Origin of the sequence: Rugamonas sp., assembly GCF_025354735.1 — a bacterium.
Classification (GTDB): domain Bacteria; phylum Pseudomonadota; class Gammaproteobacteria; order Burkholderiales; family Burkholderiaceae_D; genus Rugamonas.
In genome coordinates this window covers 26,028-39,147 of record NZ_JANXMI010000237.1, presented here as the reverse complement: position 1 = coordinate 39,147, position 13,120 = coordinate 26,028, and the positions used below count along the sequence as shown (strand labels likewise).

Genomic DNA, 13,120 nt, shown 5'->3' with positions numbered 1-13,120 from the left:
CGCCCATGATCGAATTCCAGTACGTCAGCAAACAATATTCCCCCGATGCGATGGCGCTGCGCGACATTTCATTGACGGTCAACAAAGGCGAACTGGTATTTCTGGCGGGGCCGTCCGGCGCCGGCAAGTCGACACTGTTAAAGATGATCGCCGCCATCGAGCGCCCCAGCGCCGGCAGCGTCATCGTCAACGGCCAGGATATCGGCAAGCTCAAGCCGGCCGGCGTGCCCTTTTTGCGGCGCAACCTGGGCCTGATCTTCCAGCAGCAGCGCTTGCTGACCGACCGCTCCGTGCTGTCGAACGTAATGATGCCGCTGCTGGTGACGGGCGCGCCGCGCGCCGCCGCCGAGCAGCGCGCGCGCGCCGCGCTCGACAAGGTCGGCCTGCTCGAACGCGCGCTGGCGCTGCCGCAGGCGCTGTCGGGCGGCGAGCAGCAGCGCGTGTCGATCGCGCGCGCCATCGTCAACCGGCCGCAAATCATCCTGGCCGACGAACCGACCGCCAATCTGGACCGCGCCAGCGCCAACAAGGTGCTCGACGCGCTCAAGGCCTTCCACGCGGTCGGCGTGACATGCTTGATTTCCACCCACGACGAACAGATGCTGGACGGCGCCGCCCGCGTCATTTACCTGAAACACGGCCAGCTCGACGCGGGAGCGGGCGCATGACCAGCTGGCTCCGACAACACGGTTTCGCGCTGGCGGCGGCGCTGGTGCACCTGCGCAAGGCGCCGGGCAGTTTCCTGTTCAATATCCTGGTGGTGGCGATCGCGCTGGCGCTGCCGTTCACCGGCGTCACCCTGCTCGACAATGTGCGTCCCGTGTCGGAGCAATTGTCGGTCGATCCGGAAATCAGCCTGTTCATGCAGCAAGACGCGAGCCGCGAGCAAAGCCAGGCGCTGGCCGCCACGCTGCGCGGGCTGGTCAAGGACCGCCAGGCCAAGATCATCTTCAACACCCGCGAACAGGCGCTCGACGCCTTGAAAACCAAGAGCGGCCTGTCCGACGTGCTCGGCACGCTGGGCGAGAACCCGCTGCCGGACAGCTATGTCGTCAAGCTCGACGCCTTCAGCCAGGGCGGCGCCGACAGCAGCGCCTACATCGACGCGCTGGCCGAGGAAATGCGCGCCCTGCCCGGCGTGGCCGCGGTGCAAGTCGATTCGGCCTGGGTCAAGCGCCTGGCCGCGCTGCTGGGCGTGCTGCGCCTGGCGCTGCTGTTGCTGGCCGGCACCCTGGGAACGGTCGTCATCGCCGTCGTCTTCAACACGATACGCTTGCAAGTGATGACGCAGCGCGATGAAATCACCGTCTCCAAGCTGATCGGCGCCACCGACACCTTTATCCACCGGCCGTTTTATTACACGGGCGCCCTGCTGGGCCTGTGCGCCGGTGGCGTCGCGCTGGGCGCCGTGACGCTGGCGCTGCGCCCGCTGAACGCGGCGATCGCCGATTTCGCCCGGCTGTACGCATCCGAATTCCAGCTGGCGCCGCTGGCGCCGCTGCCGATGGCCGGTCTGCTGGCCCTGTCGGCCGCGCTGGGACTGGTCGGCGCCGTGCTGTCGGTGCAGCGCCATCTGGCCCGCTTGAACTGATCGTTGTTTTTTTAATACGCAGCCCGCGCTGCGTGTCCACATCAGCGTGCGCGCGCGCACGGAAATTCAAGCTGCTGTAGTCTATGCTTAAGTCCATGCTAAGCTGAGACGAGCAAGCTACCGCTTGTTTGACGCGGCGCAAGCGAACCGTAAATCGTCCCGTCGTACCGCCTCCAGGCAAATACCATTGATTACAATACGCTCATAGTATTTTCACTATCGCAGCGATTGGGGGAGCCGATTGGCACTCTTCACCGGAGAGTGCTAATATACAAGCACCGCAAAAGGAAATATTCTTCAAAGCAACATTCATCGACTGAATGACGCCCTCCAGAACCATCCTTGCACCGATTTTGCAGTCGCACGCGTCACAAGTAATAAGCACTGTCCACCAACTTTCTGCGTGGCACATTGAGCACCAGCATACTGAGCGAGGAAGAAAAAAATGACTATGATGTCCGCACCGTCCGCCTTGGCCCCGGCCAGCACTCGTGCCTTGGGACTCGGCTTCACCGGCAACCTGGGCAACCTGGACGCCTATATTTCCGCCGTCAATCGCCTGCCCATGCTGACGCACGATGAAGAACAGTCGCTGGCGCGCCGTCTGCGCGACAGCAACGACCTGGCCGCCGCGCAGGAACTGGTGTTGTCGCACCTGCGACTGGTGGTATCGATCGCGCGTGGCTATCTGGGCTACGGCCTGCCGCACGCCGACCTGATCCAGGAAGGCAATATCGGCCTGATGAAAGCCGTCAAGCGCTTCGATCCGGACCAGGGCGTGCGCCTGGTGTCCTACGCCATGCACTGGATCAAGGCCGAGATGCATGAATACATCCTGAAAAACTGGCGCCTGGTCAAAGTGGCAACGACGAAGGCGCAGCGCAAGCTGTTCTTCAACCTGCGCAGCCACAAGACCGGCCTGGATGCGATGACGCCGCCGCAGATCGACGCGCTGGCCAAGCTGCTCGACGTCAAGCGCGAAGAAGTGATCGAAATGGAAACCCGGCTCAGCGGCCGCGACATCGCCCTCGAATCGTCGTCGGACGACGAGGACGACAAGTTCTCGCCGATCGCCTACCTGTCGTCGGAGCAGAGCGAGCCGACCCGCGTGCTGGAAGCGGAACAGGTGACGCGTTTGCAATCGGAAGGGCTGGAAACGGCGCTCGGCAAGCTCGACCCGCGTTCGCGCCGCATCGTCGAAGCGCGCTGGCTGGCCAACGACGACGGCTCCGGCGCCACGCTGCACACGTTGGCCGACGAGTTCGGCGTGTCGGCCGAGCGCATCCGCCAGATCGAATCGGCGGCCCTGAAGAAAATGAAGGGCGCGCTGGCGGCCTACGTATAAGCGTAGCTGGGCAGTCCCATAAAAAAATGCCGCGCGGTGCGAACCGCGCGGCATTTCTATTTGTGGCCAGCGGTATCTGACCCGATTTTCCGCAGCCGACTATCAGCCCGCCAAACCCTTGGCCAGCAATTCGGCGACGACCACGTTCATTTCCTCGCCCTTGTCCTTGGCCAGCGCGTGCAACTGCGCCACCAGGGCTTCGTTGAGCTTGACCGCGAACGGCACCAGACCCAGGGCCTGATCGCGCTTGCGCTGCTCGCGCTTGTCAACCACCTCGGCCACTTTGCCGAAACCGGGCGCGCCTGGAGCGGCCATCTGGCCCATCAGTTTTTTGGCGTCACTTTTCGCCATGCCGGTTTTTTTCATAATGTTCATCCTGATTGATTCAAAGCAGACATTCTACGCACCTTTGCCCATGTCATCGCCTTTGTTTCACGTCTGCGTGAACAGCGGCACGCGCGCGTTCAGCGACGGCCGGTAAGTCCACGTCAATCCCTGCTGCCAGACCGGCGCCAGCATCATCAACTCCTCCAGCGCGGCGGCGGCGATGGTGCAGGCCAGCGTGTGGCCGGGACAGGCGTGCGGCCCGTAGCCGAAGCCGAACACGCGGCCCGCCGCGCGCGGATCGCGGTTGGCCGCCGCCAGCACCACCAGTATCGCCTGCCCTTCCCGCACGTGCGCGGTGCCGAAGCGCGCCGGCTGCGCCGCGTAACGGCGCGTGTTGTGCACGGCCGGATCGTAGCGGCTGACCGCCTGCACCAGCAGCGCCGCGTCGGGCGCCCGCGCGCGTTCCTCCTCCGGCTGGCGCAGCAGCGCGATCATGCCATTGCCGATCATCCCTGCCGTCGCCTCGTAAGTCTGCGACAGCAAACCGATCAGGTTGGCCAGCAGCGCGTCGGCGTTGTCCCAGCCGGCCAGCTGCGCCTCGGCCCGCACCAGCGCCAGCACGCTGGTGGGACGGCGCTGCACCGGCGCGTCGCGCATCAAAACCTTGAAGGTATCGAGCAGCGCGGCAGCGGCGATATGGGCCCGTTCAATTTGCGCGCTCTGACTGAGCGGCGAAAAAGAGGCGACGAAATCGGCCGTCCACGCCGCCAGCGCCGGCAACTGCTGGTCGGCGAAGCCGATCAGGCTCGCCATCGTCGCGCCACAGGCGGCTGGCGATGGCGAGCGCCCGCTCGCGCGCCGCGCCGAGGTGGACGCCGGCCAGCGCGCCTTGCAGCACCTGCCTGGCCTGCGTGTGGCGCGGCCCCTCGTTCATGCGCACCAGCTGCGCGAAGATTTGCCCGGCCGGCGCGCCGGCCAACGCCGCCGGCACCGGCTCGGCCAGCGGCCGCACGCGGCACGACGCATGCGTCAGCACCGCCACCACCGACGGCGCGCTGGCGGCGATCCACAAGCCCAGTTGAGGGTCGAACACCAGCCCGTCCTGGCGGGCCAGTTCCTCGTAATAGGGATAGGGATCGTCGTGCGTGACGGCGGCGAGAGCGTCGGTCGGATTCATCGTCATGTCCATTGCGGCTCGGGATGGGCCGCACCATGTTCAAGCGTACCACGCTGGCGCGGCCGGAAGCCGGCATCGCTAAGGCCCGATTAAGATTTCGACCACATGATGGCGCGGCACCATCGCTGGCACCATCACTTCAACCGGGAGATAAAAATGCACCACTGGGTACGCGCCAATAAAGGCTTTCTGCTGTTCCTGATGCTGTTCGGGATTTTCCGCACCGCCATCGCCGACTGGAATCCCATTCCGTCCGGCTCCATGCGCCCCAACCTGCTCGAAGGCGACGTCGTCTTCGTCAACCGCCTCGCTTACAACGTCAAGCTGCCGCTGACCGACATCGTGCTGGCCCGCACCGGCGATCCACGGCGCGGCGACATCGTCACCTTCTATTCGCCGCAGGACGGCACGCGCCTCATCAAGCGCCTGATCGCGCTGCCCGGCGACCGCGTCGAAATGCGCAACGAGGAGCTCACCATCAACGGCCAGCCCTCGCGCTACACGGCGCTCGGCAACGGCGTCGAAACGATAGAACACGTCGGCAATCTGACGTCGCTACAGGTGCGCGAGCAAACCCGGGACACCAGCGCGCACCGCATCCAGATCCTGCCGCAGCTCGACGTGCCGCGCGACTATGGCCCGGTCACGGTGCCGGCCGACCGCTACCTGATGTTGGGCGATAACCGCGACAACAGCCGCGACTCGCGCTACATCGGCCTGGTGCCGCGCGAACTGCTGATCGGCCGCGCCGTGCGGGTGCTGGCGTCGGCCGACATCAAGGGCAACTGGATGCCGCGCGCGGAACGCTTCGGCATGAGCCTCTACGAGGCGCAGTGAATTAAAAGTTATGCGCCAGCGTCAGGCGCACGGTACGCGGTTCAACCGGGTGGAAGTGGATGTCGCCGACGCCGCCGGCCGGCTCGCCGGGCAAACGCGATGGATAGTCGTAGTCGATATCGCTGGCCTGGCGGTCGAATAAATTGAAGCCGTCCAGCGTCAGCCGCGTGGCGCGATCGATCTGGTAGCCGATGCGGCCATACGCCAGCACGGTCGACGCCGAGCGCACGCTGTCATCCTCGATCAGCGCGCGCGGGCCGAAATAGCGCAACTCGACACCGCCGTACCAGCGGCCGACATCCTTGACGGTGACGCCGAACGACGCCGTCTTTTGCAGCGCCTCCGGGATGTAATTGCCGATCGGGTCGGCCTGCGTATAACGCGAATGCGAGGTCGCCAGATCGAGATCGAACAACAGCCAGGGCCGCGCGATATAGTGGTTGCTCCATTCGACGCCGATGCGCCGGCTCGGGCGGCTCGGCTGCGTATCGCCGCTGTCGCCGCCGAACACCAGCTCGGAATCGATGTCGAGCCGCCACAGCGACAAGGAACTTTGCAGCCCCGGTATCAACTCGCTGCGCAAGCCCAGTTCCGCGCCGCGGCTGCCGACCAGCGGCGTGACCGGCGCCGATGGGCTGCCGTCGGGCAGGCGCGTTTGCGTGGTGCCGCGCGCGTCGTTGCTGTGGAAGCCGGCGCCGTAGTTGATGAAGTATTCGGTGCGCTCCCACGGCCCGAATATCAGCGACAGCTTGGGCGCGAGCTTGTGGTCGCGCGCCGTGCCGGAGTCGCCGGCGACGCTGCTGTCCACGTTGAAGCGATAGGCGTCGTAACGCAGGCCGGCGATGCTGCGCAGGGTCGGCGTCCAGTAGCTGGTGTTCTCGGCGTAGAAAGCGGCGCTGCCCTCTTTCACCTTGTCTTCACGGACGGTGCCGGTGCGCACGCGCGCCACCGTGTCGTACAAACCGAGCGGCGACACATCGTCGTAGCGCGTCTGCACGCCGACCTTGTTGCGCATATCGAGCCCGAACAGTTTTCCCACCCAGGTCTGGCTGCCGTTGATGCCGCCCATGGTGCGCCGTTCGCTCTGGTGGAACTGGTCGCCGTTGACCGGATCGTCGAGGAAGTAGGTGAAGTCGCTGAACAGGTCCAGGCTGGAATGGACGACGTAGGCGTCGAATTCGAACACGCTGTCCTGGCTGCGCCGGTGCATCGCGTAGGCCAGGCTGTAGCGCGAGGCCTGGCCGCCGTCGCTGGCATCGATGGCGCCGTAGCGGTCGATCAAGCCTTCCTGCACGGCGCGCAGCGGCACCTGGTCGGTCGCGTTCCAGGTGTTGTGATAGGCCATGGCCGTGACGCTGTAGCCGTCGTCCTTGCCGCCGGCGCTGTAGCGCAGCGTGCCGCTGTATTTGCGCACGTGTTCCGGTACATCCCACGGACCGTTGTTGCGGCCCAGTTCCAGGCCGTACAGCAGCGTGCCATCGAGCGCGGCGAAGGAATCGGCCAGCACCGCGCGCTGATAACCGTAGCTGCCCAGCGTGACGCTGGCGACGCCCTTGGCCAGCGCGTCGGCCATGCGGAAGTGGGCCGCGCCGGCCGACGCGAAGTCGCCCTCGTCGGCGAAGTAAGTGCCCTTTTTGTAGTCGATGCGGTCGACCAGTTCCGGGATCACGAAATTCAAATCGGAGTAGCCCTGGCCGTGCGCGTTGCTGCGCATATTGACCGGCATGCCGTCGACATAGGTGGCGAAGTCGGTGCCGTGATCGAGATTGAAACCGCGCAGAAAATACTGGTTGGCCTTGCCGTCGCCGCTGTGCTGCGTGACAATCATGCCGGGCACGAATTCCAGCATCTCGCCGGTGCGCAGGGCCGGACGGTTGGCGATCAGGTCCGCCGTGATCGTGCCCTGACTGGCGGCGTCCGAGGTGCCGACGGCGTTGTCGTAATGGCCGCTGACCGCCACCATCTGCATCGGCGCCTGCACCGGCGCCTCGTCGGCCGCCCGGCACGGCGCGCTCAAGGCGACCAGGGTGCCCAGGCCGGCCACGATGGCCCAGTGGTGTTTCATCGATCGCATCGGGCTTTCCGTGTCGTTGGATTTTATATTCAATTATACGGAAGGCAACGCCGAACGGATTCAATGAAATGTCGAGACGATCGGGCAAGACGATGAGCATCCCGGTAGGGACCGGGCGGGCATGGACGGCCGATAATCAGCCATCAGAACAACCCACAGGAAGCACCATGTCCCGCCTCACCATCCGTACCGTCGACAACGCGCCCGCAGCCAGCCTGGCGCTGATGCAGAAGTCCATCGCCAACAACGGCTTCCTGCCGAATTTGATCGGCGTGCTGGCCAACGCGCCGGCCGCGCTGGAAAGCTATGTCACCGTCGGTGAAATCAACAGCCGCACCAGCCTGACGCTGGCCGAACGCGAAGTGGTGCAGCTGACGGCGGCGCGCATCCACGGCTGCGATTTCTGCCTGGCCGGCCACGCGGCGGTGGCGATGAAAAAAGCCGGACAGCCGGCCGAGGCGGTGCGCGCGCTGCAAGCCGGCGGCGCCACCGGCGACGCCAGACTCGATGCCGTCGCCGCCTTCACGCAGGCGGTCATCGCCAGCCGCGGCGCCGTCGGCGACGACGCTTACGCCGCATTTTTAGCGCACGGTTATCAGGAACAGCAAGCGCTGGAAGTGGTGCTCGGCGTGAGCCTGGCGACGCTCTGCAACTTCGCCAACAGCCTGGCCGGCACGCCCGTCAATCCACAGATGACGCGTTTTTTGCCGGGCGCGTTTTAAGTCGCGCCGCGCGCGCCGCGCTTCACTAAACCAGCAGGGCCGCGCTCATCGACTCGGCTTCGGCGGCCGATTCGAGCAGGATGCGATCGAGTTCCGCGTTGTCGGTGACGAAGCGCAGCAGCGCCGCGCTGCGCGCCGGCGGCTGCGCCACCGCCAGCGGCGACGCCACCGGCGCCAGTTGTTTGGCGATCAGCAGCGTGTCGCGCAGGCCCAATGGCGGCGGCGTCAGCGTGGCGTCGCGCAGCGACACGATGGCCATGCCGACCGATTCCGGGATCGACAGCTTGCGCATCATTTCGCGCGTGATGATTTCCTGCGCCGCGCCCATCCACTCGGCCGGATCGTCCAGCAATCCCGGCATCTCGTCGGCGCGCGACAGCAGATAAAAACCGCCCGCCTCATGCACCACGCCGGCGAACAGCGCGGTGTCCGGGTCGACCGCCGTCAACTTGCGCGCGATGACGTGGGCCAGCGCCGCCACATGGGCGGTGTGCTGCCACAGCTGCGCGGCCTGGGCGCGCAGGCCGGCGTCGCGTATACGGCTGCCGAACTGGCGCACCACCATCGCCGCCGCCATCGTGTACAGATTGCGGTAGCCGACCCGCATCACGGCCGCGCGCACGCTGGTGATGGTGTCGCCGCTGCGGTTGAAGGTCGCGGAGTTCGACAGCGCCACCGTGCGCGCGGCCAGCACCGGCTCGCCCAGCACTTTTCTGATGACGTCTTCGATGTGGCAATCGGGATCGGCCAGCGCCAGTTGCAGCCGCAGCGCGGCGTTGACGCTGGTGGGGAAGACAAGTTCGCCACGTTCGGCCTGGGCGACGATCTGCGAAAAGTCTTTGAGTTTTTCCATGGTCAAAATTATACCTGCGCCGGCATCACGCGGCGCGCGGCAGGAGTTCTCGACGCCGCTGTGGCGAAATTCGCGCGGGCCGGCGCCGCTGTCGTTTAAGATGCTTGTGTTATCAATCATCTCCCGCGCCGCCCCACCCATGCATAATGTCCTGCTTGTCCTGCTCGCGCTGTTCCTGGTCGCGTTGAACGGCTTCTTCGTGGCCGCCGAATTCGGCATCGTCACGCTGCGCCGCACCCGTATCCGCGCCATCGCCAAAACGCAGGGGCTGCGCGGACGCACGCTGGCCAAGGTGCACGGCAAGCTCGATGCCTACCTGTCGGCCTGCCAGCTCGGCATCACGCTGGCGTCGCTGGGCCTGGGCTGGATCGGCGAGCCGGCCTTCGCCGGCCTGCTCGAACCGGTGTTCCGCGCCGTCGGCGTCCATTCGGAGCAGATCATCCACGGCATCGCCTTCGTGATCGCGTTCAGCGTGATCTCGTTTTTGCACATCGTCGTCGGCGAACTGGCGCCGAAATCGCTGGCGATCCGCCGGCCCGAGTCGATAGGCTTGTGGAGCGCGCTGCCGCTGTACGGTTTTTACTGGTCCATGTATCCGGCCATCTGGCTGCTCAACGCCAGCGCCAACATGGTGCTGCGCGTGACCGGCCTGGCCGGCAAGGGCGGCAAGTCCGGCCACGACTCGCACTACTCGGTCGATGAATTGAAGCTGATCCTGCGCACCAGCCAGCCCGGCGAAAAATTCAACAAGGACGAGCGCAACATCCTGGCCCACTCGCTGGACTTCAGCGCGCTGTCGGTGTCGGACCTGATGCGGCCGATCAACGAGGTGATCGCGCTGCACGCCAGCCGCTCGCTGGCCGTCAACCTGGAGACGGTGACGCGCAACCGCTTCAGCCGCTATCCGTATTTCGACCAGGACGGCGTGACGGTGCTGGGCATGGTGCACCTGAAGGATTTGTTCTTCGCCCAGCAATCGGGCAAGGCGCTGACGTCCTTGACGCCGTATCTGCGACCGGTGGAGACGATTTCGGCGCGCACGCCGGCACTGGAGCTGTTCCGCCGCCTGCGCGACGGCGCGCCCCACTTCGCGCTGATCGGCGAGAAGGGCAAGCGGCCATTGGGCTTCATCACGCTCGACAATCTGCTCGGCGCCATGGTCGGCGAAATCCACGATGAATTCCGCCTCAACGAAAACGATTGGCTCAAGCAGGCCGACGGCACCCTGATCGGCAAGGCCAGCCTGCCCATCTTCTCGCTCGAGCGCACGCTGGGCATCGACATCGAGAACGAGGAACTGGGCTTGCAGGGCATCGAATCGGTCGGCGGCCTGATGATGCTGAAGCTGGGCGACGTACCGAAACAGGGCCAGCGCGTAAGCTTCAACTGCTTCGACCTGGTGGCGAAGAAAATGAACGGCCCGCGCATCCTGCTGGTGAAAGTGATCCCCAAGCCGCCGGCCGAAGCGGAGCCGGACGAACTCGATTGAGCTGCTTAGATCAAGGCCGCAACAGCAACTTCAAGTCATGCACGATGGGCGCCGGTCCCAGGCCGTGGCGCACGAACAGGCGCAGCTGGCCGCGCTGGTCGAACACATAGCTGCCGGCCGTGTGGTCCATCGTGTAGTTGGTCGGCGTGCTGCCGGGCACTTTGGCGTAGAACACCTTGAAGTCCTTGGCCACCTTGGCCGTCTGCGCGGCCGTGCCGTACATGCCGAGGAAGCGCGGGTCGAAGGCCGGCACGTATTGCGCCAGCAGCTGCTGGGTGTCGCGCTCCGGGTCGATGGTCACGAACAGCACCTGCACCTTGTCGGCCAGGGGGCCGAGCTGCTTCATCACGGCCGACAGCTCCGCCATCGTGGTCGGGCAGACGTCGGGGCACTGCGTATAACCGAAGAACATCAGCACCGCCTTGCCTTTGAAGTCGGCCAGCGTGCGCGGTTTGCCGGTGTGGTCGGTCAGCGCGAAGTCCTTGCCGAAATCGAGGCCCGTCAAATCCGAATTCTTGAAATCGAGCTTGGGCGCGGCCGGCTGGCCGCAGGCGGCCAGCAGCATCAGCATGGCCGCCAGGGCGAGGATTTTTTTCATGGGTGTGAAGCTTAAAGTTTAATGTAATGGTCGACCAGCAGCGCCACGAACAGCAGCGACAGGTAGATGATCGAGTAGGTGAACGCCTTGCGGGCGATCAGGTCCGTGTAGTGCTTGTAGATTTTCCAGGAATGGCGCAGGAACACGGCGTTGAGCAGCACGGCGGAGACCAGGTAAATCAGGCCGCTCATGTGCACCGCGAACGGCAGCATGGTGGTCGCGGCCAGCGCGATCGAATACAGCCAGATGTGCAGCTGCGTGACCTTCATGCCGTGCGTGACCGGCAGCATCGGCAGGCCCGATTTGGCGTAGTCGTCGCGCCGGTACATGGCCAGCGCCCAGAAGTGCGGCGGGGTCCAGATGAAGATGATGAGCACCAGCAGCCACGCTTGCATCGGCACGTCGCCGGTGACGGCGCACCAGCCCAGCGCCGGCGGCATCGCGCCCGACAGGCCGCCGATGACGATGTTCTGCGGCGTCGACGGTTTCAATATCATGGTGTAGATGATGGCGTAGCCGACGAAGGTGACGAAGGTCAGCCACATCGTCAGCGGATTGACCTGCGTGTACAGCACCCACATGCCGGCGCCGCCGATGACGGCGGCGAATACCGCGGTCTGCGTGACGGTGATGTCGCCCATCGCCATCGGCCGCCGCGCGGTGCGCGCCATGCGGGCGTCGATCTCGCGCTCGGCCAGGCAGTTGACGGCGAACGCCGCGCCGGTCAGCAGCCAGATGCCGACGGTGGCCGACAGCACCAGGCGCCAGCCCGGCAGGCCGTCGTCCTTCGCGAGGAACATGCCGATGATGGCGCAGAACACGGCCAGCTGGGTGACGCGCGGTTTGGTCAAAGCCCAGTATTGGGCGATGCGGTGGCTGGATTTGGGGGCGGCGATAGTGGAGGCGGAGGTAGTCATCAGTGGTGTCTGGCAGGCGCGGCGTGCGGAAATACGGCGCTGGCGGCTGCCTTCTGCGCGATCTCGAATTGGTACTTGGCCCGGTAGTTTAACATGGTCAGCAAAAGTACCAGCGCCGCCGCCCCGGCGTTATGCAGCACGGCCAGCGCCAGCGGGTGGTTCAGGTAGATGGTCGCGATGCCGGTGCCGAACTGGATCGCCAGCACGATGGCGATGGCGCGTGATGTTTTATGCAAGGCCGCATGCTCCCAGCCGCGCCACGCCGTGTAGCCTGTCACCAGAGCGACGATGAAGGCGAAATTGCGGTGCACCCAGTGGATCGCCGTCAGCGCCGGGAAGGGCAGATACGAGCCGTCGGCGTTGCGGCCCAGCGCGCGCCACAGCGTGAAGCCCTGCTCGAAGTCCATCGCCGGTATCAGCTTGCCGCCGCACAGCGGGAAGTCGTTGCACGCCAGCGCCGCGTAGTTGGTGCTGACCCAGCCGCCCAGCGCCAGCTGCGCCAGCAGCAGCGCGCCGGAAACCAGGGCCAAAATGCGGATGTTGCGCATCGCCGGCGGCGAGCCGCTCGAAACGCGGGCCGGCGCGTGCAGCGTGTCCTGGCGGCTGGCGAACCACGTGGTCAGCGCCAGCAATCCCATGGCCAGCAGCAGGTGGCAGGTGACGATGGCCGGTTGCAGTTTCTGCGTCACCGTCAGCGCGCCGAACACGCCCTGCAAACAATAAAAGCCCAGCACCGCCGTCGGCAGCGCGGGCGCGTAGTCGAGACGGCGCTCCTTGCGCTCCTTGCTTTCCTTGCGATCCCTGCGCCACATGCGCCACGACTGCGCCACCAGCGCGATAATCAACACGCCGATGGCCATCGCCAGGTAGCGGTGTATCATTTCTATCCACGCCTTCGACAGCGTCACGGGGCCGCTCGGCATCAGCGCCTGCGCGTGCTCGATGGCGGCGTGCGCGAGCAAGGGATTGGCGCTGCCGTAGCAGCCCGGCCAGTCCGGGCAACCGAGGCCGGAATCGGTCAGGCGCGTGTAGCCGCCGAACACGATCAGGTCGAAAATCAGGAACACGCAAGTCCAGGCCAACTTGCGATACTTGTTGGCGTCGGACGACATCCACACCATCGCCGCCGGCAGCGTGGCGACCATCAGCGCGGTCAGCGCCATTTTGACGAGAGTGACGGCGTCCATATC

General features: G+C 65.3%; 14 protein-coding genes. 6 read left to right on the top strand and 8 right to left on the bottom strand.

What is annotated here, in order from left to right; translation table 11 throughout:
- The first annotated feature begins 5 nt into the window (after positions 1–5).
- From Q0S71_RS19550 to rpoH, 3 genes are all read left to right on the top strand, one after another.
- Complete coding sequence (locus tag Q0S71_RS19550) at positions 6–668, top strand: cell division ATP-binding protein FtsE (protein WP_295999596.1); 663 nt, start codon at positions 6–8, stop codon at positions 666–668.
- Complete coding sequence (ftsX, locus tag Q0S71_RS19545) at positions 665–1,591, top strand: permease-like cell division protein FtsX (RefSeq protein WP_295999594.1); 927 nt, start codon at positions 665–667, stop codon at positions 1,589–1,591. The genes Q0S71_RS19550 and ftsX overlap by 4 nt, the downstream gene beginning before the upstream one ends.
- A gap of 445 nt (positions 1,592–2,036) precedes the next feature.
- Complete coding sequence (gene rpoH, locus Q0S71_RS19540; protein WP_295999592.1) at positions 2,037–2,936, top strand: RNA polymerase sigma factor RpoH; 900 nt, start codon at positions 2,037–2,039, stop codon at positions 2,934–2,936.
- A gap of 102 nt (positions 2,937–3,038) precedes the next feature.
- On the opposite strand, the gene Q0S71_RS19535 is transcribed toward rpoH, so the two are convergent.
- The 3 genes from Q0S71_RS19535 to Q0S71_RS19525 all read right to left on the bottom strand — a co-directional run bounded on the left by Q0S71_RS19535 (position 3,039) and on the right by Q0S71_RS19525 (position 4,440).
- Positions 3,039–3,302, bottom strand: coding sequence for a hypothetical protein (locus Q0S71_RS19535; protein ID WP_295999590.1), 264 nt, complete (start codon positions 3,300–3,302; stop codon positions 3,039–3,041).
- A 66-nt stretch (positions 3,303–3,368) separates the two neighbouring features.
- Positions 3,369–4,076, bottom strand: a complete 708-nt coding sequence (locus Q0S71_RS19530) for a hypothetical protein (RefSeq protein ID WP_295999588.1) — start codon at positions 4,074–4,076, stop codon at positions 3,369–3,371.
- Entirely contained in the window at positions 3,970–4,440 is a 471-nt protein-coding gene (locus Q0S71_RS19525) for a hypothetical protein (RefSeq protein ID WP_295999586.1), read from the bottom strand. Before Q0S71_RS19525 ends, Q0S71_RS19530 begins: the two co-directional genes overlap by 107 nt.
- Before the next feature lie 156 nt (positions 4,441–4,596).
- Here Q0S71_RS19525 and lepB point away from each other — a divergent pair, with 156 nt between their 5' ends.
- Positions 4,597–5,277: a signal peptidase I gene (gene lepB / locus Q0S71_RS19520; RefSeq protein ID WP_295999584.1), complete on the top strand. Its 681-nt coding sequence runs from the start codon at positions 4,597–4,599 to the stop codon at positions 5,275–5,277.
- Between the two features lies 1 nt (position 5,278).
- On the opposite strand, the gene Q0S71_RS19515 is transcribed toward lepB, so the two are convergent.
- The gene (locus Q0S71_RS19515) at positions 5,279–7,351 is read right to left on the bottom strand and encodes a TonB-dependent receptor (RefSeq protein WP_295999583.1); all 2,073 of its coding nucleotides are present in this window, start codon (positions 7,349–7,351) and stop codon (positions 5,279–5,281) included.
- A gap of 167 nt (positions 7,352–7,518) precedes the next feature.
- Here Q0S71_RS19515 and Q0S71_RS19510 point away from each other — a divergent pair, with 167 nt between their 5' ends.
- The gene (locus Q0S71_RS19510; protein ID WP_295999581.1) at positions 7,519–8,073 is read left to right on the top strand and encodes a carboxymuconolactone decarboxylase family protein; all 555 of its coding nucleotides are present in this window, start codon (positions 7,519–7,521) and stop codon (positions 8,071–8,073) included.
- Positions 8,074–8,098: 25 nt separating this feature from the next.
- Here Q0S71_RS19510 and Q0S71_RS19505 read toward each other — a convergent pair whose 3' ends face one another.
- Complete coding sequence (locus Q0S71_RS19505) at positions 8,099–8,926, bottom strand: HDOD domain-containing protein (protein WP_295999579.1); 828 nt, start codon at positions 8,924–8,926, stop codon at positions 8,099–8,101.
- A gap of 139 nt (positions 8,927–9,065) precedes the next feature.
- Here Q0S71_RS19505 and Q0S71_RS19500 point away from each other — a divergent pair, with 139 nt between their 5' ends.
- Positions 9,066–10,415: a hemolysin family protein gene (locus tag Q0S71_RS19500; RefSeq protein WP_295999577.1), complete on the top strand. Its 1,350-nt coding sequence runs from the start codon at positions 9,066–9,068 to the stop codon at positions 10,413–10,415.
- A 10-nt stretch (positions 10,416–10,425) separates the two neighbouring features.
- Here the strand turns inward: Q0S71_RS19500 and Q0S71_RS19495 are convergent, their stop codons facing one another.
- From Q0S71_RS19495 to Q0S71_RS19485, 3 genes are read right to left on the bottom strand one after another with little or no spacing between them, the layout of a single operon-like run.
- The gene (locus tag Q0S71_RS19495) at positions 10,426–11,013 is read right to left on the bottom strand and encodes an SCO family protein (protein ID WP_295999575.1); all 588 of its coding nucleotides are present in this window, start codon (positions 11,011–11,013) and stop codon (positions 10,426–10,428) included.
- An 11-nt stretch (positions 11,014–11,024) separates the two neighbouring features.
- Positions 11,025–11,930: a heme o synthase gene (cyoE, locus tag Q0S71_RS19490; protein ID WP_295999573.1), complete on the bottom strand. Its 906-nt coding sequence runs from the start codon at positions 11,928–11,930 to the stop codon at positions 11,025–11,027.
- Entirely contained in the window at positions 11,930–13,117 is a 1,188-nt protein-coding gene (locus tag Q0S71_RS19485) for a heme A synthase (RefSeq protein ID WP_295999572.1), read from the bottom strand. The genes cyoE and Q0S71_RS19485 overlap by 1 nt, the downstream gene beginning before the upstream one ends.
- Between the last annotated feature and the right edge of the window lie 3 nt (positions 13,118–13,120).

What these genes read in the sequence shown, in the direction of transcription:
- Q0S71_RS19550 (WP_295999596.1), top strand. Translation starts at nt 6, where the DNA reads ATGATCGAATTCCAGTACGTCAGCAAACAATATTCCCCCGATGCGATG.
- ftsX (WP_295999594.1), top strand. Translation starts at nt 665, where the DNA reads ATGACCAGCTGGCTCCGACAACACGGTTTCGCGCTGGCGGCGGCGCTG.
- rpoH (WP_295999592.1), top strand. Translation starts at nt 2,037, where the DNA reads ATGACTATGATGTCCGCACCGTCCGCCTTGGCCCCGGCCAGCACTCGT.
- Q0S71_RS19535 (WP_295999590.1), bottom strand. Translation starts at nt 3,302, where the DNA reads ATGAAAAAAACCGGCATGGCGAAAAGTGACGCCAAAAAACTGATGGGC.
- Q0S71_RS19530 (WP_295999588.1), bottom strand. Translation starts at nt 4,076, where the DNA reads ATGGCGAGCCTGATCGGCTTCGCCGACCAGCAGTTGCCGGCGCTGGCG.
- Q0S71_RS19525 (WP_295999586.1), bottom strand. Translation starts at nt 4,440, where the DNA reads ATGAATCCGACCGACGCTCTCGCCGCCGTCACGCACGACGATCCCTAT.
- lepB (WP_295999584.1), top strand. Translation starts at nt 4,597, where the DNA reads ATGCACCACTGGGTACGCGCCAATAAAGGCTTTCTGCTGTTCCTGATG.
- Q0S71_RS19515 (WP_295999583.1), bottom strand. Translation starts at nt 7,351, where the DNA reads ATGCGATCGATGAAACACCACTGGGCCATCGTGGCCGGCCTGGGCACC.
- Q0S71_RS19510 (WP_295999581.1), top strand. Translation starts at nt 7,519, where the DNA reads ATGTCCCGCCTCACCATCCGTACCGTCGACAACGCGCCCGCAGCCAGC.
- Q0S71_RS19505 (WP_295999579.1), bottom strand. Translation starts at nt 8,926, where the DNA reads ATGGAAAAACTCAAAGACTTTTCGCAGATCGTCGCCCAGGCCGAACGT.
- Q0S71_RS19500 (WP_295999577.1), top strand. Translation starts at nt 9,066, where the DNA reads ATGCATAATGTCCTGCTTGTCCTGCTCGCGCTGTTCCTGGTCGCGTTG.
- Q0S71_RS19495 (WP_295999575.1), bottom strand. Translation starts at nt 11,013, where the DNA reads ATGAAAAAAATCCTCGCCCTGGCGGCCATGCTGATGCTGCTGGCCGCC.
- cyoE (WP_295999573.1), bottom strand. Translation starts at nt 11,930, where the DNA reads ATGACTACCTCCGCCTCCACTATCGCCGCCCCCAAATCCAGCCACCGC.
- Q0S71_RS19485 (WP_295999572.1), bottom strand. Translation starts at nt 13,117, where the DNA reads ATGGACGCCGTCACTCTCGTCAAAATGGCGCTGACCGCGCTGATGGTC.